Source organism: Myxococcus virescens (assembly GCF_900101905.1).
In the GTDB taxonomy this organism is placed as follows: Bacteria; Myxococcota; Myxococcia; order Myxococcales; family Myxococcaceae; genus Myxococcus; species Myxococcus virescens.
This window is the reverse complement of record NZ_FNAJ01000004.1, coordinates 196,347-214,647: the sequence shown is the minus strand read 5'-3', so window position 1 is coordinate 214,647 and position 18,301 is coordinate 196,347. Positions and strand designations below refer to the sequence as shown.

General features: G+C 71.0%; 15 protein-coding genes. 6 read left to right on the top strand and 9 right to left on the bottom strand.

Features of this window, described 5'->3' with window-relative positions:
* Nucleotides 1-7 precede the first annotated feature (7 nt).
* Nucleotides 8-2,023 carry a YgiQ family radical SAM protein gene (locus BLU09_RS14330; RefSeq protein ID WP_090490114.1) on the bottom strand — a complete coding sequence of 672 codons (2,016 nt, stop codon included), beginning with the start codon at nucleotides 2,021-2,023 and terminating at the stop codon, nucleotides 8-10.
* 335 nt (nucleotides 2,024-2,358) lie between these two features.
* Here BLU09_RS14330 and BLU09_RS14325 point away from each other — a divergent pair, with 335 nt between their 5' ends.
* Nucleotides 2,359-6,003: an AAA family ATPase gene (locus BLU09_RS14325; protein WP_090490113.1), complete on the top strand. Its 3,645-nt coding sequence runs from the start codon at nucleotides 2,359-2,361 to the stop codon at nucleotides 6,001-6,003.
* A 337-nt stretch (nucleotides 6,004-6,340) separates the two neighbouring features.
* Here the strand turns inward: BLU09_RS14325 and BLU09_RS39365 are convergent, their stop codons facing one another.
* From BLU09_RS39365 to BLU09_RS14310, 3 genes are all read right to left on the bottom strand, one after another.
* On the bottom strand, nucleotides 6,341-6,688 hold the full coding sequence (locus BLU09_RS39365) for a hypothetical protein (protein ID WP_244171720.1): 348 nt from the start codon (nucleotides 6,686-6,688) through the stop codon (nucleotides 6,341-6,343).
* A gap of 146 nt (nucleotides 6,689-6,834) precedes the next feature.
* Nucleotides 6,835-7,530 carry a response regulator gene (locus BLU09_RS14315; RefSeq protein WP_090490112.1) on the bottom strand — a complete coding sequence of 232 codons (696 nt, stop codon included), beginning with the start codon at nucleotides 7,528-7,530 and terminating at the stop codon, nucleotides 6,835-6,837.
* Nucleotides 7,531-7,666: 136 nt separating this feature from the next.
* Nucleotides 7,667-7,957 (bottom strand): EamA family transporter, encoded by a 291-nt coding sequence (locus BLU09_RS14310; RefSeq protein WP_090490111.1) that lies wholly within the window; start codon nucleotides 7,955-7,957, stop codon nucleotides 7,667-7,669.
* Nucleotides 7,958-8,142: 185 nt separating this feature from the next.
* On the opposite strand from BLU09_RS14310, the gene BLU09_RS14305 reads away from it, so the two are divergent.
* The 4 genes from BLU09_RS14305 (at nucleotide 8,143) to BLU09_RS14290 (ending at nucleotide 12,125) form a co-directional block, all read left to right on the top strand.
* Entirely contained in the window at nucleotides 8,143-9,588 is a 1,446-nt protein-coding gene (locus tag BLU09_RS14305; RefSeq protein WP_090490110.1) for an ABC transporter substrate-binding protein/permease, read from the top strand.
* Nucleotides 9,585-10,349, top strand: coding sequence for an amino acid ABC transporter ATP-binding protein (locus BLU09_RS14300; protein ID WP_090490109.1), 765 nt, complete (start codon nucleotides 9,585-9,587; stop codon nucleotides 10,347-10,349). The genes BLU09_RS14305 and BLU09_RS14300 overlap by 4 nt, the downstream gene beginning before the upstream one ends.
* Before the next feature lie 105 nt (nucleotides 10,350-10,454).
* Nucleotides 10,455-11,222 carry an alpha/beta fold hydrolase gene (locus tag BLU09_RS14295; RefSeq protein ID WP_090490108.1) on the top strand — a complete coding sequence of 256 codons (768 nt, stop codon included), beginning with the start codon at nucleotides 10,455-10,457 and terminating at the stop codon, nucleotides 11,220-11,222.
* A gap of 18 nt (nucleotides 11,223-11,240) precedes the next feature.
* A complete protein-coding gene (locus tag BLU09_RS14290) occupies nucleotides 11,241-12,125 on the top strand; it encodes an SGNH/GDSL hydrolase family protein (RefSeq protein WP_090490107.1) in 885 nt (294 codons plus the stop codon).
* Between the two features lie 19 nt (nucleotides 12,126-12,144).
* Here the strand turns inward: BLU09_RS14290 and BLU09_RS14285 are convergent, their stop codons facing one another.
* The 4 genes from BLU09_RS14285 to BLU09_RS14270 all read right to left on the bottom strand — a co-directional run bounded on the left by BLU09_RS14285 (nucleotide 12,145) and on the right by BLU09_RS14270 (nucleotide 15,806).
* Nucleotides 12,145-13,317, bottom strand: a complete 1,173-nt coding sequence (locus tag BLU09_RS14285; RefSeq protein WP_090490106.1) for a tetratricopeptide repeat protein — start codon at nucleotides 13,315-13,317, stop codon at nucleotides 12,145-12,147.
* Nucleotides 13,318-13,357: 40 nt separating this feature from the next.
* Complete coding sequence (locus BLU09_RS14280) at nucleotides 13,358-14,302, bottom strand: Circumsporozoite protein (RefSeq protein WP_244171719.1); 945 nt, start codon at nucleotides 14,300-14,302, stop codon at nucleotides 13,358-13,360.
* Nucleotides 14,303-14,487: 185 nt separating this feature from the next.
* The gene (locus BLU09_RS14275; protein WP_244171718.1) at nucleotides 14,488-15,348 is read right to left on the bottom strand and encodes a GspE/PulE/PilB domain-containing protein; all 861 of its coding nucleotides are present in this window, start codon (nucleotides 15,346-15,348) and stop codon (nucleotides 14,488-14,490) included.
* An 89-nt stretch (nucleotides 15,349-15,437) separates the two neighbouring features.
* Nucleotides 15,438-15,806 carry an arsenate reductase family protein gene (locus BLU09_RS14270; RefSeq protein ID WP_090490103.1) on the bottom strand — a complete coding sequence of 123 codons (369 nt, stop codon included), beginning with the start codon at nucleotides 15,804-15,806 and terminating at the stop codon, nucleotides 15,438-15,440.
* A gap of 105 nt (nucleotides 15,807-15,911) precedes the next feature.
* On the opposite strand from BLU09_RS14270, the gene BLU09_RS14265 reads away from it, so the two are divergent.
* Complete coding sequence (locus BLU09_RS14265; RefSeq protein WP_090490102.1) at nucleotides 15,912-17,228, top strand: right-handed parallel beta-helix repeat-containing protein; 1,317 nt, start codon at nucleotides 15,912-15,914, stop codon at nucleotides 17,226-17,228.
* A gap of 6 nt (nucleotides 17,229-17,234) precedes the next feature.
* On the opposite strand, the gene BLU09_RS14260 is transcribed toward BLU09_RS14265, so the two are convergent.
* Complete coding sequence (locus BLU09_RS14260) at nucleotides 17,235-18,299, bottom strand: trypsin-like serine peptidase (protein WP_090490101.1); 1,065 nt, start codon at nucleotides 18,297-18,299, stop codon at nucleotides 17,235-17,237.
* Between the last annotated feature and the right edge of the window lie 2 nt (nucleotides 18,300-18,301).

Sequence of the window (18,301 nt, the reverse complement as noted above, 5' to 3'; positions counted from 1 at the left end):
AGGGCGCTCAGCGGGCGCGAGGCCCACCGGGACGGCGCGCCCGGGGACGCGCGGTTCCATTCGGTCCGGACCGGGGCGTGGCCTCATGACGCGGCGCGGAGGCACCCGCGCCGGTGTCGCGCTCGGCACGCTGCCGGCGCGCGGCCTCCCCGGGCGACTCCGGCGGGACGAGCGCGTGGGGCCCGCGGCCGATGAGGTCCTCGCGGCCGGCCAGCTTCAGCGCCTCTCGCGCCAGCGGCCACTGCTCCGGGTTCCAGTAGAGCAGCAGCGCCTTCTGGAGCCGCTTCTCGCGCAGGCCCTGGGCCGTGTAGACGGGCTCCATCTTCAGCGGGTCCAGGCCCGTGAAGTACATGGCGGTGGCCATGGCCATGGGGGTGGGGATGAAGTCCTGCACCTGCCGGGGCCGCTTGCCGTTCTGCTTCAGCCACAGCGCCAGCTCCACCATGTCCTCCAGCGTGGAGCCCGGGTGGCCGCTGATGAAGTAGGGGATGTCGTACTGCTCCTTGCCGGCCTCTTCGCTGGCGCACGCGAACATCTGCTGGAAGCGCTCGAAGCTCTCGATGCCGGGCTTCTTCATCTTCTCCAGCACGCGCGGGGAGACGTGCTCCGGCGCCACCGACAGCTGCCCACCCACGTGGTGCGCGGCCAGCTCCTTCACGTACTCCGGCGAGCGCTCCGCCAGGTCGTAGCGCACGCCGCTGGCGATGAAGACGTGCTTGACGCCGTCCTCCTTGCGCACGTCCTGCATGAGGCTGATGAGCGGCCCGTGGTCCGTCTGGAGGTTCTCACACACGCCCGGGTGGACGCAGGACAGCTTGCGGCACCGCTTCTCGATGTCCTCGCTCTTGCACTTGAGCTTGTACATGTTGGCGGTGGGGCCACCCAGGTCGGTGATGGTGCCCCGGAAGTCGCCCATGCGGCGCAGGGCGCGGACCTCGCGCAGCACGCTCTCCGCGGAGCGGCTCTGGATGACGCGGCCCTCGTGCTCGGTGATGGAGCAGAAGGTGCAGCCGCCGAAGCACCCGCGCATGAGGACGATGGAGTGCTTCACCGTCTCGTAGGCGGGGATGCGCTCCCGGTACATCGGGTGCGGTACGCGGTTGAAGGGCAGGTCATACAGCTCGTCCATGGCCACGGACTTGCCTTCGGCGCCCGCGGTGCCCACGCCGTCCTCCAGCGGGAGCGCGGGCGCGTTCATGTAGATGGCGCGGTTGCCGTGGCGCTGCGCCAGCGGACGCGCGTTGCCCGGGTTGGTCTCCATCTGGAAGTCGCGGCTCATCACCGCGAAGGCGTGCTTGTCCTCGATGACCTGCTCGTAGGACGGCAGCACCACCGTCTTGCGGTCCGCGGCGCGCCGGGCCGGGTCCGCCTCCAGGGCGCGCATCTCCTCGTCGTTGATGGTGTACGCGGTTCCGCGCACGTCGCGGATGTCCTGGATGCGCTCACCCTGGCGCATGCGGTCCGCGACTTCCATGATGGGGCGCTCGCCCATGCCGAAGACGAGCAGGTCCGCCTTGGCGTCGAAGAGGATGGAGCGGCGCACCTTCTCGCTCCAGTAGTCGAAGTGGGCGATGCGGCGGAGGCTGGCCTCGATGCCACCCAGGATGATGGGGACGTCGGGGTAGGCCTCACGGCAGCGCTGCGCGTAGACGATGGTGGCCCGGTCCGGCCGGCAATTCGTCTGCCCGCCGGGGCTGTACTGGTCCTCCGAGCGGTTCTTCTTCTGGGCCGTCAGCCGGTTGAGCATCGAGTCCAGGTTGCCCGCGGCCACGCCGAAGAACAGGCGCGGCGGCCCCAGCGCCTTGAAGGGCTCGGCCGAGTGCCAGTCCGGCTGGGGGAGGAGGCCCACCTTGAAGCCGCGACCTTCCAGGAAGCGCGCGATGAGCACCGGCCCGAAGGCCGGGTGGTCCACGTACGCGTCCCCCGTCACGATGATGATGTCGCACTGCTCCCAGCCGCGCGCCTGCATGTCGGCACGGGTGGTAGGCAGGAAGGGATGGGCGTAGCGCGTCGAATGGGCCATGTCGGTGAGGAGGGCGGGGGGCTTCCACCCAGAACATCGGGAGGACGCGGAAGCAAGCCCGGCTGGAGAGGGTGTACACCGGGGCGGCCTGCCTTCCTACCCACCGCGCATGCACCCTGGGTGTGGCGCATTGACGGCGATCCAAGCCTCCCCTACCTTGGCCGGCCTCTTACATGTGGCGACCTGTTCGGGTGGGCAGGTCATGAAGTGTAGGCTTCGCGAGTGTTCGCCATGGCAGCCGCAGCGTCTTCTCCAGCCCTGCCGGATGTAACGGCCCCGCGTGGCACCGGTGGCCCAGGGCCGGTGCGCGGCGAGGTGTGGAGGCCGCGCGTCCGATGAGGCGGGGGCCGGAGGCGGGACGTGCGGGCGAGGCGGCCGAGCCCGGAGACGGGGGCTCGCAGGCACCTGCGTCCACGCGCGAGCTGCATGTCGAATACGACGATGCGCCGCCGCCCGAAGCCGCTCCGCCCCGGCGGGTGGGGGCAGTGCCGCGCTGGCGCAACACGTTCCAGGCACCCGAGCCTCCACGTGAGGAGGACGTGGCGCTGCGGCGCACCGAGAACGCGGTGCGGGTGGAGCCGCCCCAGGCCCCTGAGCCCACCGAGGCGAAGGCGGACGTGGCCCGGGCGCCGAATCCGTTGCTGCTCGTCTCGCGGATGGCGCGGGGACGGGAAGGCGGAGAGGACGTTCCGTCGCGCGATGTCTCCGCGCCCGAGGACGTCAGCCCTGCCGAGCGCGAGGCGATGCGCGCCGCGGTGGCCACCGGGAAGCGCCGCGAGCTCTGGGCTCCGCCGGCGTATCTGCCGGAGGACCTGCGGGAGGCGCTGTTGTCCGAGCGCAGCCAGTACCGCGCGCAGCTGCTGCAGGACGTGCGCGAGGTCAGCCTCCAGGGACCAGGGGTGCTGTCGCTCATCCCGCGTCCGGCGGCGGATCCGGACTGGTCGGGAGGTTCGGTGCTCGGCTTCCTGGGGGAGGAGTGCGTCTTCGGCGGAGACGTCGTCCACCTGGACTTCGAATCGGGGCGGGTGTTCGCCGCACCCAGCCACGGTGATGACGTGGACCGCCGCGCGCTGTCCGCGGACCGCTGGTGCTATCGGCCCTACGATTTCGCCGAGGCCCTGTGCGCGGCGGCCTCCGCGTACGAAGAGCGGCAGGACGCCCTCGCCGAGTCCCTGCGCCGCGCCTGTGGGGAGGCGCCTCCGGCCACGCTGACGCCTCAGGACGAGGCCCTGATTCCGGCCGACCGGCTGTGGCGCCAGCCCTGGGGCTGCATCTGGGGACCTCCCGGTACGGGCAAGACGACGGCGGTGGCGGACCTCATCGCGCGGGCGCTGCGCGCCTTCCCGGGCGAGCGCATCCTCGCGGTGGCGCCCACCAACCGCGCCGCGGACGAGCTGGTCCTCCGCGTCAGCGCGCTGCTGGAGCGCGAGCCCATTCCGCTGCGGCCCCTGGCGCGCAGCATCTTCCGTGGTGGCACCGGCGCGAGCGAGGCGCTGGTGAAGCTGCCCACCGTCATGCTGGAGGACACCAAGGGCGGCAAGCTGCGCGCAAGCATCGAGGAGCGGGAGCGGGAGCTCATCCTCCAGCGGGTGCGAGGCGGCCCCGCCCATGAGCTGGCCAAGCTCCAGGCGGAGCTGCGCGGACTGCGCGGCAAGGTGAAGGACCCCACGCTCAAGGAAGTGGAGAAGGGGGACTGCCCGCTGGTGGTGGTCACCGTACACCGCGCGTTGCGCCTGGTGTCGGAGCTGGAGGGAAAGCGGCACTTCGCGCGGCTGGTGGTGGACGAGGCCGGCATGGTGACTCGCGTGGCCACCGCGTTGATGGGGCCGCTGGCGGAGCGGGTGACGCTGGCGGGAGACCCGAAGCAGATTGGCCCCGTGAGCCGCGCCGCGGAGGGCGCGGGCAAGGGCACGCAGAAGTGGCTTCGCGGCAGCGGGCTGTCGCACCTGGAAGACGCGGTGAAGGACGCGGCGCGCGCGGATGTGTTGTTGCTGCGCACCCAGCACCGCATGCACCCGGACATCGCGAAGGTGGTGAGCCACTTCTGCTACGGCGGCGCGCTGGAGGATGGCGACGTCGTCAAGCAGCGCGCGGAGCGGCCCGCTCCGGTGGCCGCGTTCCCCTCGGTGCGCGCGGGCTGGGTGGTGCTGGACGGCCTCACGCGAGATTCAAAGCGCCTCACGCACGGCCGCGGGGAGACGGGCTCCGGCTACCAGCGCGAGCTGTCCGCCAACCTCGCCGTGTCCCTGGCGCGCGAGGCGGTGCGCTCTGGCCTCAGCGTCTTGTGTGTCACGCCCTACCGCGCGCAGGCCGCGCTGCTGCGCCGGCTGGGCAATGCCGCGGGCCTGCGCGGGGACGTCTTCAGTGCGTCCACCATCCATCGCCAGCAGGGCACCCAGTACGACGTGGTGCTGGTGGACACCGTCGCCGGAGGCAGGCCCTTTCCGCCTCACACACTGGTGCCCATGCTCAACGTGGCCGCCAGCCGCGCGAAGGATTACCTGCTGGTGCTGGCCTCCCGCGACGAGGCGCGCGCCGCCACCATTCCCCAGCGCTTCCTGTCACTGCTGCCGCGTCTTCGTGTGCACCCTGGTGAGCCGCTGCGCCTGGAGCCGCTGCCCATGCCGCAGCGCGCGCCGCCGCCGCCACCCCCGCCGGTGCCGGTGGACCTGGGCGCGGAAATCTCGGGCGCGCGGCCCGGCAAGCCCCTCTTCACGCACGAGCAGGTGTCCCTCTTCGAGCGCCGCTTCGACGACGGGCACCACCTGGTGCGCGGCGTGGCGGGCAGCGGCAAGACGTACGTGCTGGCGCACTGGGTGGCGCGCTACCTGCTGGAGCACTCCGAGGCGCAGGTGCTGGTGTCCTTCTTCAACCGTGCGCTGGCCCCGCTGGTGGACAAGTTGTTGGTGGAGGCGCTGGCCCAGCGCGCGGGCCGCCTGCGGGTTCGTGAGCTGCGCGCGCGGGTGACGGTGCTGCACGTGGGGGCGCTGCGCCGCCATGCCCCCGCCTCCTTCGATGGCGTCTTCGTCGACGAGGCCCAGGACATGGACGCCAAGGCGCTGGCCATGCTCCACACGTTGGTGCGTCCGGACACGCTGCCGGACGGGCGCGAGGTGCGCTGCTTCCAGCTCTTCATGGACGACTCGCAGAACGTCTACGGCCAGGTGCCCATCGACGCGCTCAAGGAGCAGCTGCCCGAGGGGCTGTCGTTCCGTGGCCGCACCCGCGTTCTCAAGGAGACGTTCCGCGCTACCCGGGACATCCTTGATGTGGCCTTCAACGTGGTGCTGGACCCGCTGCGCCAGCACGCCGCGGCCGAGCCCGGCATGCGCGAATACATGAAGGTGGGCGAGCTGGCGCGCGAGGGGCTCGTCTGGCTTCCGGAGGAGACGTTGGAGGGCCTCTTCCGCGTGCAGTCCACCGAGCGCGGCGGCGTGCTGCCCCAGGTGCGCGGCTTCGCTTCCAGCGCCAGCGAGGCGCGGCAGGTGGCTCGCGAGGTGGCCCGCCTCATCCGCGAGGAGGGCGTCCACCCCAGTGACATCCTCGTGGTGGCCCCCGTCATGCCCTCCCAGTACACGGAGGCGCTCAAGCGCGCGGGCGTGCCCGCGGAGGCCTACGGAGGCAAGGGCGGGCGCAACGTGACGGACTTCCGCGTCAGCGGCGTGGACCACGTGCGCGCCACCACGGTGTTCTCCTGCAAGGGGCACGAATGCCCCATCGTCTTCTTCGCGGGCCTGGATGCGCTGGACACCGCGGAGCAGTGGATGGCCGGTGCCCGCGAGCGCTCGGCCCGAGAGAACGAGCGCATCCGCCGCGCCATGTTCTACGTGGGCGCGACGCGCGCGATGAAGCGGCAGTACCTCACCGGGGTGAAGGGCGCGCGCTTCCTTCGCGTGGCCGCCACGTACGTGGAGACGCTGAGCGGGCTCGTGCCGGCGGCTCCATCCCTTGAGGGAGCCTCGGGGGCGGACGCGCGGTAGTTCGCTGGCCGGGTTCCACGCGCGCAGCGTGGGCGGGTGCAGCGACGCGGGCGCCAGCACGTCCGTCACGATGAGCCGCTGGGCGTTCGCTTGGGACGGCGGCGTATCGGTCAGGCCGCCCACCCGGTCGGACCAGGCGATTTCGGGCGGCAGCAGCCCCGCGCGCCCCTGCACCGGCGGCCGCGCGAGGACGTCCACGCTGGGGCAGGCGCGAAGGGCCTTCCTCACCGCGTCGGTTACCAGGTCTTCGACGCCTTCCTCCGGCGCCCTCCTTCCCGGGTCGTGGTGGACCAGGAGGCGCCCCTCCGCGTCCCGGGCAACGACGAAGGTCCGCTCATCATCCACCGCGACGCCCAACACGCACCGCTCCGGCGCGGGCATGGCGTGCTCCTCGGCGAAGAGCGCCAGCCCCTTCGCCCGTCCGGCCCGCGTCGAGGATGAGTGACGTGTAGCTGTAGACGCGGGCCTTGTGCGCGCTCACGCCCGCTGCCGGCAGCCTGGAGGCGTCGGCCAGCGCCTGCCCTCTGTGCGCGACCTGCTCCAGGTAGAAGCGTCCCTCGATGTGGCGCAGCAGCGCGAGGTCCTGCGCGCCCGAATCGCGCAGCGCCCCCAGGCCCTGCTCCAGCAACCGCGCGTCCTCCGGCTTGCGGAAGGGCGTGCGGGCCAGGTCGGCCAGCCGCGCCATGGAGGGCTTCTGACTGCACTGGATGGCCCGGTCGAGCAGCTCCCGGGCACCCGCGACATCCAGCGCGCGGTGGTGCGCGAGCGCCCGGACCGCGCGAGGCGTTGTCAGGCAGGGGGGGCGCCGATGTGGGGCGGGCTGCGTCGCTGTCAGGCGTCGCTCGCGCCTGGGCGGAGGGCGTTGACGGTTTCCAGGGTGGGCATCGGCACCTCCAGCCGGAGTCGCTGGGGGCCACCGACGTCCGCCATGAAGGACAGGCGCCCGCCGTAGCGCTTGAGCAATCCGCCCACCACCTTGAGGCGGTCGTCGGCCAGCAGGCCCGCGAAGCGCTCGATGAGCGCAACGGCCTGGTCCGCCGGGAAGGACGGGTCGGCCACCTGCACCTTGAGCACCATGGACGCGGCCGACATGCCCACCTCCGCGTTCACGCCGTCCGGCGCCTCCCGGAAGGGGGCGTAGAGGCACGCCATCGTCTCGCGGTGCCGCAGCAGGCCCTTGAGGTACGTCACCAGCTCCGCGTCGTCCCAGGGCTTGCTGATGAACCGGCAGATTTCGCCCTCGTTCACGGAGGCCACCACGGACTTGAAGTCCGCATAGCCGGAGATGATGAGGCGCAGGGCCAGCGGATGACTGCGTTTGATGCGCTGGAGCAGCTCGCTGCCCGTCATTCCTGGCATCCGGAAATCCGTCAGCACGATGTCCGGGCTGAACCCTTCCAGCCGCTCCAGCGCCTCGTTGCCGTTGAAGGCAATCTGGACCTCGAATCCCTCTCGCTTCAACAGACGCTGCAGCGCGCGTGCGATGGGCTGCTCATCGTCGACCACCAGAACCTTGAACGCATCCATGACAACGTCGCTCCTCGGGCGCGCACTCTAGACCGGGCACCTACGGAAAATCCCAGCGTCTGGAAAATGAATGCCGGGTCATGCTCGCACCTGCGACAGGGTGGGTGGGATTGCTTCATCCCATTGCACCCGGGGTTCATTTCAACGTCAGCAATGCACCCCCAGCCATGAGCGTCACGCCCACACCCATCCGCCAGGTGAGGGGTTCGTGGAGGATGAGGAACGCCAGCAGGAGGGTGAGCGGCAGGCTGAACTCGTCCAGGGGCGCCACGCGGGAGGCGGGCCCGTGCGGGAGCGCGCGGAAGGAGGCCCGCCACGACAGGCCCGTGGCCACGCTGGAGCGCACCAGGAAGAGGCGTGTCTTGTGGGGGATGGAGGGCAGGGCGTGATGCTCCCCGCGTGTCAGGGATCGGCTCCACCACGGCATCGAAACCCCCAGGTTCCGGAGCCGGCGGAATGCCACTCAGGGGCATCGGCCTACCAGTGCGGGGCGGCGCTGTCAGGAGCGACTGGCGGTGGGGCGGCTCCTGGCATATGGCGGGGGGCCTCGCACACGCCAGAAGGAGCCCGTCACTGTCCCAGGCAATCAGGCCTTCATTCCTCCTGCCCTCCGTGCTGGCGCTGCTGGCGCTGCTGAGCGCGTGTGGCGCGGAACAGGACTCGGGACTGGCGCGGGTGCGCCGCACGGGGGAGCTGCGTTGGGGTGCGGATGCCCAGGGTGGAGAGCCCTACGCCACGGAGGACCCGGACGCACCGGGGGGCATGAGAGGCTTCGAGGTGGAATTGGCGGAGGCCCTGGCGCGTGAGCTGGGGGTTCGGGCCCGGTTCGTCCAGAACGACTGGTCCAGCCTGGTCCCCTCGTTGGAGCGCGGCTCGTTCGACGTGGCGCTCAACGGCCTCGAAGTCACGCCGTCGCGCTCCGGGCGCATCCTCTTCACGCGGCCCTACTACGTCTTCCACCTGCGCTTGCTGGCGCGGCGGGACGATGCGGCCGTCACCGGGCTGGATGCGCTGAAGGGCCAGCGGGTGGGGACGCTGGCCAACTCCCTGGCGTGGGACCTGCTCCAGCGCAGCGGCGTGGAGGCGGTTCCCTACGAAGGCGTGGAGGAGCCCTACATCGACCTGGAGCAGGGGCGGGTGCGCGCCGTGTTGATGGACGACATCATCGCGCAGCGCTACGGGCAGCCACGTCCAGGGCTCCGGGGGGTGGGCGACGTGGGGAAAGGCTACTACGCCATCGCCGTGCGGCCCGGTGAGGAGGACCTGCGGGAGGCGCTGGACACGGCGCTGGGGAACATCGCTCGCTCGGGCGAGCTGCGCGCCATCTTCCAGCGCTGGGGCATCGACAACGCCGAGCAGCAGCGCATGGTCGACTGGACGGATGCGCAGACCCGCGAGGTGCTGGCGCCCACGCAGACGGCGCGCATGGGCTGGGGACAGCTGGTGCTGTTCCTCCAGGCCGCGGGCGTGACGCTGCTGGTGTCCGTGGGCGCCATGGTGCTGGCCATCCCCCTGGGCGTGGGGCTGGCGCTGACGCGGCTGTACGGGCCTGGCTGGGCGGCCCGGCTGTCCACGGCCTATGTGGAATTGTTTCGCGGCACGCCGGTGCTGCTTCAGCTCTACGTCCTCTACTACGGGCTGGCCGGAGTGCTCCGGTTGGACCCCATCAGCGCGGCCATCCTCGGGCTGGGCCTGAACTACGCGGCCTACGAGTCGGAGGTCTACCGGGCGGGCGTGTTGGCCGTGCCACGAGGGCAGCTGGAGGCGGCGATGGCACTGGGCATGCCCCTGCGGCTGGCGCTGCGGCGGGTCATCCTCCCCCAGGCCTTCCGCGTAGCGCTGCCTGGGGTGGCGAACGACTTCATCGCGCTGCTCAAGGACAGCTCCTTGGTATCCGTCATCTCCGTGGTGGAGCTCACGAAGCGGATGACGATTACCGCGGTGGATGTTCGAAGCTGGCTGATACCTGGCGCGTTGTGCGCATTGATGTACCTGGCAATGAGCTATCCCTTGTCCCGGCTGGCGAGGCACCTGGAAGCGAGGCTGGAGCGCGGATGATTGAAGTCGAGAAGCTGAGCAAGCGCTACGAGGGGCGGCCGGTGCTGGAGGGCATCAACGCCGTCTTCTCCCCGGGCGAGGTGACGGCGTTGGTGGGCCCCTCCGGTGGAGGCAAGAGCACGCTGCTGCGGTGCCTCAACGGACTGGAGTCCTTCGACGGGGGCGTGGTGCGCGTGGGGCCGGACACGCTGGCACCGGGCGATGTTCGCGCGCAGGGCGAGAAGGTGCGCCGCATCCGCCGCCGCGTCGGCTTCGTCTTCCAGCAGTGGCACCTGTTCGCGCATCGCACGGCGTTGGGCAATGTGACGGAGGCCCCCATGCACGTGAAGGGCATGGGCCGGCCAGAGGCCAACGAGCGGGGCCGGGCGTTGTTGGCGAAGGTCGGCTTGTCCCACCGCGAGGACGCGTACCCCTCCGAGCTCTCCGGCGGCGAACAGCAGCGGGTGGCCATTGCCCGGGCCCTGGCCATGGAGCCGGAGGTGCTGCTGATGGACGAGCCCACCAGCGCGTTGGATCCGGAGCGGGTGGGGGCGCTGATTGACCTGTTGGAGCAACTGCTCTCGGACGGCCTCACCCTGGTGGCGGTGACCCACGAGATGCGCTTCGCGTACGAGCTGGCCTCGCGCGTGTTGGTGCTGCACGGCGGGCACATCATCGAAGAGGGCCCGCCCGCCCGGGTGCTCGCCAATCCGCACCATGAGCGCACGCGCGCCTTCCTGGGCCTGGGCCGCGTCCCCGCGCTGCGCACCCTGGGGGCCTGAGCGCCTCACTGGCATCGCGGCCTGCCCGCCGGGCATGCTGACGGACGGGCCGGGCAGAACCGGCGCACTGGCGGTGTTCCTCGCCGCGTCCCGCGAAGGAGAGGCATGCGTCGAGAGGTCCAGTGGATGGAGTGGGGGCAGGGGCGGGGGCCTCGGGTGCTGCTGCTGCCCGGACTGGGCGCGCGTGGCTCCGGCTTCCAGGCGCTGGCCCACCAGTTATTGCCCTGGGCCCGTCCCATCCTGGTGGAGTACCCCGAAGGTGAGGCGGCCGCGTGCGGCGCGGGCGCCTTGGCGCGGCAGGTGCTGCGGGCCGTGGGAGATGTGGACGCGGTGGTGGCCAGCTCCTTCGGAGGCATGGTGGCCGCGCATCTGGCGGCGGCTGGCGCGGCGCGAGGCGTGGCCTTCCTGGGCGCCTTTACCCGCACCGAGCACCTGGGCGTGCGCGGGCTCGTCATTGGCATGATGGGCCCCATCGCCCGGTGGGCCCGGCCGGGTGCGGTGGCGGCGGGGCTCGCGGCCTGGACGCCGGTGTCTTTCTCCCGTGTGCCCGAAGTCGTGCCCACCACGGCGCTGGAGCGCAGCTCCACCTGGCATCGCGCCCTGGCCATCCGGGGCGAGGCGCCCCCACCGGAGCTGCGCAGGCTGCCCGTGTCCTGCGTCTGTATCCAGGGGACGCGGGACGTGCTGGTGCCGCCGTCCACGGTGGAGCGCCTGGCCGCGTCGCTGCCGCCGGGAACGCCACGGCACCTGCTGCGGGGCGCGGGGCATGTGCCCTACTTCACGCACCCGGAGGCGTGCGCGGGGCTCCTGCGGCCCTGGTTGGCGGCCCTGGACGCGCCGGCGGTGCCCGAAATGGAGAGCAGCGCCGCCTGACGCAGCCCGGCAGGGGCGGTGCGGGGCACGTTCGGACCGACAGGGGGATGTACGGAAGGCGTGGGGATCGCTACCTTTCGGGCGCCAATGCAGAACCGTCTCACGCGATTGCTCGTCACCCTCTTCGTTGTCTCCGCGACGCCCGCGCCCGCTGCTTCCGTGCAGGAGCCGTCGCCCTCCACCGTGGCGCCCACGGCCGTGCCTGCGCCCGCCGCGGCACCGGAGGCTCCCGCTCCGTCGCCCGAAGTGGCGCGCAAGCACAAGGTGCTGCTGCTGGGGGACAGCCTCATCGCCACCGGCTTCGGGGAGTACCTCCAGGCCCAGTTGGACGCGCACCCGCGCATCCAGTCGGCCCGCCGCGCCAAGTCCTCCACGGGCCTGGCCCGTCCGGACTTCTTCGACTGGATGGACGTGGGCCGCGAGGAGGTGGAGCGTCACCAGCCGGACGTCGTCGTCGTCATCCTCGGGGGCAACGACGGGCAGTCGCTCCAGGACACCCAGGGCGGCAAGGCCATCCACTGGGGACATGCGGAGTGGGAGGCCGCGTACCGTCAGCGCATCAATGACTTCCTGACCGTGCTCTCCTCGCCCGGCCGGAAGATTGTCTGGTTGGAGCTGCCGGCCACGGGGCTCAAGCGCTTCGAACAGAAGCTGCGCATCATCCGCGCCCTCCAGCGCGAGGTCATCTCCTCCCGACAGGATGCGGTGCACCTGGACACGCGCCCCTTCTTCACCGACGCGAAGGGGCGAGCGCTGAGTCAGGCCCGGGTGGATGGCTTCCGCAAGCCCATGCGCCTGCGCATGGCGGACGGCGTGCACTTCACCGTCGCGGGTGGCCGTTACTTCGCCAACAAGGTGTACCCCGAGGTGCTGGGCGTGCTGGGCCTGCTCCAGCAGGGCTAGCCGCGCGGCGAAGGCCGCGTCAGTGCGGGCTCAGGGCGGTGATGAGCCGCTCGGCCTGCTCGCGGATGTCGCGGTGGGTGCTCGCCTGGGCGCGCCTGGCGTGCGTGAGCGCCTGGGCCTTGTCGCTGTCCGCCAGGGCCAGCGCCAGGTTGAGGTGGACGCCCGCGTCATCCGGGTGATGCTTCAAGGCCTCGGTGAGGATGGCGCGCGCGGCGGCGGCACCACCGGGACGCGACAGGTGCAGCACCGCCAAATCGTTGGCGGCGCCGGCCTCGGACGGGTCCGCCGCCACGGCGGCCTCGAGCAGTGTCTGGGCCTCCGCGTCGTCACCCAGCTTGCGGCGCACCTTGGCCAGCGCCACGCGCACGGGCGCGGACTCCGGGGCCTTGGCCAGCGCCTCGCGGAGGATGCGGTCCGCGTCCTCGTCCTTGCCGGCCACGAAGGCGGAGATGCCGTGCAGGTAGATGGCGTCCGCGCTGTCGGGGAGCTGGAGGCGCAGCTCGATGGCGGCGCGCATCGCCGCTTCGGGGGCGCCGGCCATCAAGCACAGTGAGGCGAACTCCCGGAAGAGGGCCGTCTCCCGAGGGCTGCGCAGGATTGCCTGCCGAAGCGTGACGATGGCCGCGCCCACGTGCCCTTGCAGCAGTTGCACACGCGCGGCGAGCTGGAGCGGCAGGTGCTCCGTCTTGTTGGCCTCCGCGGCTTCTTGATAGCGCCGCAGTGCCCGGTCCAACTGCTTGTCACCCTGGAGGGCCATGCCCAGGTACGTCAGCGTCTGGGCATTGCCGGGCTGCAGCGCCAGTGCGCGCTCCAGCTCGGGGATGGCGGCGGCGTACCGGTCATGCCCCAGCAGGGCGCGGCCGTGGTTGATGACCTCGAAGAAGCCCGCCTTGGGCTGCGCGGCGAGCGCGGCCAGCAGGTCCAACTGGCGCGCATCACCCTTCTCCGCGTCCAGCCGGGCCAGGTGGCTCAGCGCCTCCGGGTGGGTGGGGTGCAGCGCCACCAGTCGCTGAAGCACCGCGCGGGCCGCCGTTTCGTCGTGCTGGGCCAGCCGCAACCGGGCCAGCCCCAGCAACGCGCTGGCATCCTTCGGGTCCTGTTCGATGGCGCGCTCGAAGTCTCGGGCCGCCTCCTTCAGCAGACCCTGCTTCATGAGACGCGCGGCGGAGGATGCCAGCTTGGAGACGGCCATGGGCACCGATTCTAGCGGCGGGGGCGTGAGGTGGGTACCTCTAGAAGACCTTGTCCCAGGCGTTCTTGATGCCGTTGCCCACGTCGCCCGCGAAGTCCGTCACGGCGTCCGCCGCGTTGGTGAAGACCTTGCCCGCCGCGTCGGCCACCGCGCCGCCGGCGTTGATGGCGCCGTCGACCACGTTCTCCAGGATTTCGCCACCGGCGGCGGCGGCCGTCTCACCCACGGCCTTCAGCACGTTGCCGGCATTGACGGAGCCCTCGACTTCCACGCCCAGGCCCAGGCCCGCGGTGGCCTCCACGCCAACGTCGAACTCCAGGTTGCCGTTCTCGATGCCGATGTTGGCGTGCGCGTCGCCGCTGACACCCGCGCTGGCGCTGGCGGTGATGCTGCCGGACGCGAGCGTGTTGTCCTCGTGCTTCAGCTCGATGGAGCCCGTGAGGCTCGCCTGCGCACCCGCGAAGCCGGAGGCCGCGGCGTTGATGGACACGTTGCCGTCGGTGCCCACGTGCAGGTCCAGCTCGATGCTGCCCTCGGCGCCAATCTTGCCCAGCGCCTCCAGGTCCAGTTCGACGGAGTACTCCTCGCCGGCAATCTCGAACTCGACCGTCTTGGAGGCCCCGGCGCCCGCCTCGATGAGGTTGGCCTCGATGTCGATGTCGACGCTCACGTCGATGCCGGACAGGCCGATGTCCGCGTCCACCTGCGCATCCGCGGAGAACGTGGGACCCTGGACGTGGGCGCGCGTGTCGATGCCACCGGGGCCGGTGCCGCTCACATCGGCGCGGGCACCGCCGGCCGTGAAGCTGGACTGGCCGCTCAGCGCGCTGTGCCGCGGCTGCTCCACCGAACCGGACGCGGAGGCCTGGGTGTCAACCCGCGGGCCGTTACGTCCACCCTGGGCAGGAGGCCGGGTGTCGCGAGCCGGGGGCGGGGGCGGCGGCGGCGGGGGCGGCTGCGGACGGTTGCCAATGCGGGGGGACATGGGGGCTCCAGCGAGATTCGGGGGCGCCCGGAAGGACGCCATCTGTCCCCATTTTCCGTGATCCGCTGCCGCAGTTGCTTGGCCCCTTCATTTTTTGAGAATCGAGGCCCGGATTTTTCTCGAACCGGGTGAGTCTTCATCCCACTCCGCGCGCGAATCGAGCCCCATCGGCGTCCAGGTGGGATTCAGTGCGAGGGAGGGACCGAGTCGGGCGAGCCGGGGTCGGGCCTCAGCCGGCGGACGGCGCGCAGCAGGAGCTCCTCGTCCCGGGGGCTGGCCAGGAAGCCGCGTGCGCCGAGCTCGCGGACCCGGTCGAAGCTCTCGTCATCGCTGCCGTGGACGATGAGGGCGCCCTGGATGTGGACCTCCCCGGCCAGCAGGCCCTCCATGGCCTGGAGGGGCGCGAGCACGACGTCCTCCGGCCCGGTGTGCAGCACCTCCAAGGGGGTGGCGGTGCGGGCCTGGAGGCCGTTCCTCGCCAGCAGCCGGGTGATGAGCACCGCCGTGACGGGCGGCCAGCCATAGAGCAGCAGGGGGCCCCCGGGCGCGAGTGAGGGGGGCGCGGGCGGCTCGGCGGGCGTCTCGATGCCATAGAGGTCGGCCAGCGCGCGGGCCAGCGCCGCGTCCGAGGCGATGTGCGCTTCGACGCGTGGCATTCCGGACACGGCGCGGACGGCGTCCACCGCATCCAGCGACACGGGGGCGGGCAGCGCGATGTGGAGCACTTCCCGCTCGCCCTGGTCCAGCAGCACCTTTTCGATGCGCAGCGGGACGACCCGATACTGGCGCGCCACGCGAGCGGGGATGTGGTTCAGCAGCCTGGCGTCTGGCGGGGTCCGTTCCAGGTCCACCGCGTCCACACCGAACTGCTCGGCGAGTCCGCGAAGCACGTCGGCTTCGGAGCAGAGGCCCTCTCGCACCAGCGCCCGCCCGAGCGGGACATGCACCTCATGGTGATGCACCAATCCCACCCGGAGCTGGGCGCGGTTGAGCACTCCCTGTTCCAGGAGAATCTCGCCGAGCGGACGTCGTGAGCCGGTCTCCATGAGAAGACATGAAGTCTTCACTCGACGCCCCGGTCGGCGAGAGGCGGCCCGCCGTGGGCTCGCCAGGTCGCCTGCCTTGCGGGCGAGGCTCAGCCGCGCGAGGCGAAGTGCTGCTCGTAGGCCTCGGGCTTGAAGCCCACGAGGACGGTGTCACCGGTGACGAGCACGGGGCGCTTCACCAGCTTCCCATCCGCGGCCAGCCACTCGACCAGCTCCGCGTCACTGGCGGCATCCACCTTCGCCTTGCCGAGCGCGCGGTAGCTCTGGCCGCTGGTGTTGAGCCACTTGCGGACGGAGACACCGCTGCGAGCAATCCATTGCTTCAGCTCCGCCACGGTGGGCGGCGTCTCGACGATGGGGCGCACCTGGTGGGCAATACCGTGCTCCTGCAACCACTTCAGCGCCTTCTTGCAGGTGCCACAGCCCGAGTATGAGAGTACGAGGACGTCTTTCGCCATGCGCGCGCTTGTAACAGGGCACCCGCGTCCCTCCCAGCGATGAGTCCACGGGTCGTCCGGACCCGGTTTGCGAGCCGCCAGCAGCGCGTGTTAGCGCGACGGGACATGAAAGCCTCCCGCTTCCCGCGCTCGCTGTTCGCGCTACCCGTGGTCCTGGTGCTTGTTGCCTGTTCGTCAGGGCCGGATGACAGGCTCTCTCCCGGAGGCGACGCGGGCGTGCCGGACGGCGGCGCGGACTCAGGCACGCCGGACAGCGGCACGGATGCGGGCAGTGACGGCGACGCGGGCACGCCGGACGCGGGGCCGGACATCGAGGTCCCCGAGGATGGCGGCACGATTGTCAGGGGGACGTTGACGGGACGGCTCACGGTGGAGGGCTCGCCGTACCGGGTGGAGGGGGATTCAGACGGGGTCGTCACCATCCCCCACGGACAGGTGCTGACGGTGGGGCCGGGCGTCATCCTGGACTTCCGTGGCCGGCCGGAGGTGTCGGAGCGGGACGTGGATTCGGACGCCCCCGACAGTGTGATGAACCACCAGGCGGGCCGCGTGGAGGTCCGCGTGTACGGCGCCATCCAGGTCCGGGGAACGGCGGATGCGCCCGTGCTGCTGACGTCCACCAACCCCCATGGCTGGTGGGGGGTGAACTTCTACGGCGCCAACTCCGTGGGCTCGGGCGACCCGGTGTTCGAGCACATGATTTTCGAGAATGTGCGCAAGAACCAATACAACAGCGACCGCGATTGGACGCGTGCCGCGCTGTGGGTCTACTACCCGGGGGCGGTGACGATTACGGACTCGGTGTTCCGTGACAACGAGTCCTCCGCCAACTGCGGCGCGTTGGACCTGATGTTCACCGACGGCTCGCGGGTGGAGAACACCGTCTTCGAGAACAACCGCATTCGTGAAATCGACCGCTTCGCACAGCCGGGCACCTCTTCGATGGCCGGCGGTGGAGCGGTGTGCATCACCCACGGCCGCAACACGGTGCTGCGCGGCAACACGTTCCGGGGCAACTTCGTGCAGGCCTTCGGCGGCTCGCTGACGAGCGACCTCTGGGACCGGCCCATCCTCACGTGGCCCAACCCCCAGGGCATCTTTGACCTGGGCGGTGGTGCCGCCATCCACTACTTCCAGCCGGACAATGACCTGCTGGAGGGCAACGTGTTTGACGGCAACTACATCCCGCTGGGCCCCGGCGCGGCCGTCCAGTTGGAGGACATCGGCGGGTCGCGGACCGTCGTCATGCGAGGCAACCGCTTCGTGAACAACCGAGGCGGAGCCGGAGGTGTCATCACCTGCAACCGCGGGTCGAATACGGGTGAGCTGGTCATCACCCGCGACAACGCCTTCACTGGCAACACGGTGAATGGACAGCCGGCCACGAACATGACGGGCGACTGCGGCGTGGTGACGCAGTAACGGCCCTCACTGCGTGGCGAAGCGGACGCCCGCGCGGCTCAGCAGCGGGTCGTCCGCCAGTTGCCACAGCGCGACGGCGTGGTTCTCCTGCCGGGTGCCACCGAAGTGCAGGCCGAGCACTGCGTGCGTCTCCAAATCAACGATGGGCGAGCCGGAGCTGCCTCCCAACGTGGAGCAGTCATGGGAGAGCTGCTGCCGGGCCGGGTCGAGCGAGAGCAGCTCTCCTGGCTGGAGTCGCTTCACGCCGAAGGCGTCCGCGAAGATGCGCAGCAGCACCTCGGGCGGCGTCCGGCTGTGGTCCTTCATCGGGTAGCCCACGCAGTACAAGGCGCGGGAGTCCGTCGCGTCCGGTGCTTGGGTGGCGAGCCGCAGCGGGGCTGGGCGCAGCACCGCCCCCTTGGGAGCGCCCAGTCGCAGCAGCGCCAGGTCATGCACGGTGTGAACCGCCGCGACGCCTTGGATGGGGAAGGTGGCCTGGGCATCGCGCTGGTGCTCCCCCAGCCAGTCCACCCGAGGCACCACGCCGAGTCGCAGCACCCACTTGTCCGTCGCCTGCCGGCAGAAGTGCTGCGCGACGTGACGGTTGGTCATCACCAGCTCATCGGTCACCAGGAAGCCCGTGCCGAGCATGCCGCTTCCGGCCAGCTCGATGCGCCCGGTGGCGTCGATGGTCCGCTCGATGTGCTCGCGGTGTTGCTCCAACATCTCCCACCCCACGGGCGGCGCACCGAAGCTGCCGTTCCGGATGGCGAGGGCAGGGCGCCCGAAGAAGGCGACGACCGTTTCCAGCGCCATCCGCTCGGTTTCGGAGAGGGGCGTGTCTTCCCCTGAATGCTCCAGCCGCGCGAGGACCTGCGCGCCCGTCTTCAGCAAGTCACGGAGTTCGTCGCGCAGAGCGTCGGCAGTCACCTTGCCGACGACGGAGGTGGGCACGCGCCAGGTGGGGGGAAGGTGCGTGGCGACGAGCGCCTCCACGCCCTCAGGGTGCAGTGCCTCGCGGACCTTCGACAGGTCGCGGAGGGTGCGGCGTGCCCGGTGCAACGGCTCACGGCCTTGCTGGGTGGCGCTCATGG

What these genes read in the sequence shown, in the direction of transcription:
- BLU09_RS14315 (WP_090490112.1), bottom strand. Translation starts at nt 7,530, where the DNA reads ATGGATGCGTTCAAGGTTCTGGTGGTCGACGATGAGCAGCCCATCGCA.
- BLU09_RS14310 (WP_090490111.1), bottom strand. Translation starts at nt 7,957, where the DNA reads ATGCCGTGGTGGAGCCGATCCCTGACACGCGGGGAGCATCACGCCCTG.
- BLU09_RS14330 (WP_090490114.1), bottom strand. Translation starts at nt 2,023, where the DNA reads ATGGCCCATTCGACGCGCTACGCCCATCCCTTCCTGCCTACCACCCGT.
- BLU09_RS14285 (WP_090490106.1), bottom strand. Translation starts at nt 13,317, where the DNA reads ATGGCCGTCTCCAAGCTGGCATCCTCCGCCGCGCGTCTCATGAAGCAG.
- BLU09_RS14260 (WP_090490101.1), bottom strand. Translation starts at nt 18,299, where the DNA reads ATGAGCGCCACCCAGCAAGGCCGTGAGCCGTTGCACCGGGCACGCCGC.
- BLU09_RS14280 (WP_244171719.1), bottom strand. Translation starts at nt 14,302, where the DNA reads ATGTCCCCCCGCATTGGCAACCGTCCGCAGCCGCCCCCGCCGCCGCCG.
- BLU09_RS14295 (WP_090490108.1), top strand. Translation starts at nt 10,455, where the DNA reads ATGCGTCGAGAGGTCCAGTGGATGGAGTGGGGGCAGGGGCGGGGGCCT.
- BLU09_RS14300 (WP_090490109.1), top strand. Translation starts at nt 9,585, where the DNA reads ATGATTGAAGTCGAGAAGCTGAGCAAGCGCTACGAGGGGCGGCCGGTG.
- BLU09_RS39365 (WP_244171720.1), bottom strand. Translation starts at nt 6,688, where the DNA reads ATGGCGCGGCTGGCCGACCTGGCCCGCACGCCCTTCCGCAAGCCGGAG.
- BLU09_RS14275 (WP_244171718.1), bottom strand. Translation starts at nt 15,348, where the DNA reads ATGGAGACCGGCTCACGACGTCCGCTCGGCGAGATTCTCCTGGAACAG.
- BLU09_RS14265 (WP_090490102.1), top strand. Translation starts at nt 15,912, where the DNA reads ATGAAAGCCTCCCGCTTCCCGCGCTCGCTGTTCGCGCTACCCGTGGTC.
- BLU09_RS14270 (WP_090490103.1), bottom strand. Translation starts at nt 15,806, where the DNA reads ATGGCGAAAGACGTCCTCGTACTCTCATACTCGGGCTGTGGCACCTGC.
- BLU09_RS14325 (WP_090490113.1), top strand. Translation starts at nt 2,359, where the DNA reads ATGAGGCGGGGGCCGGAGGCGGGACGTGCGGGCGAGGCGGCCGAGCCC.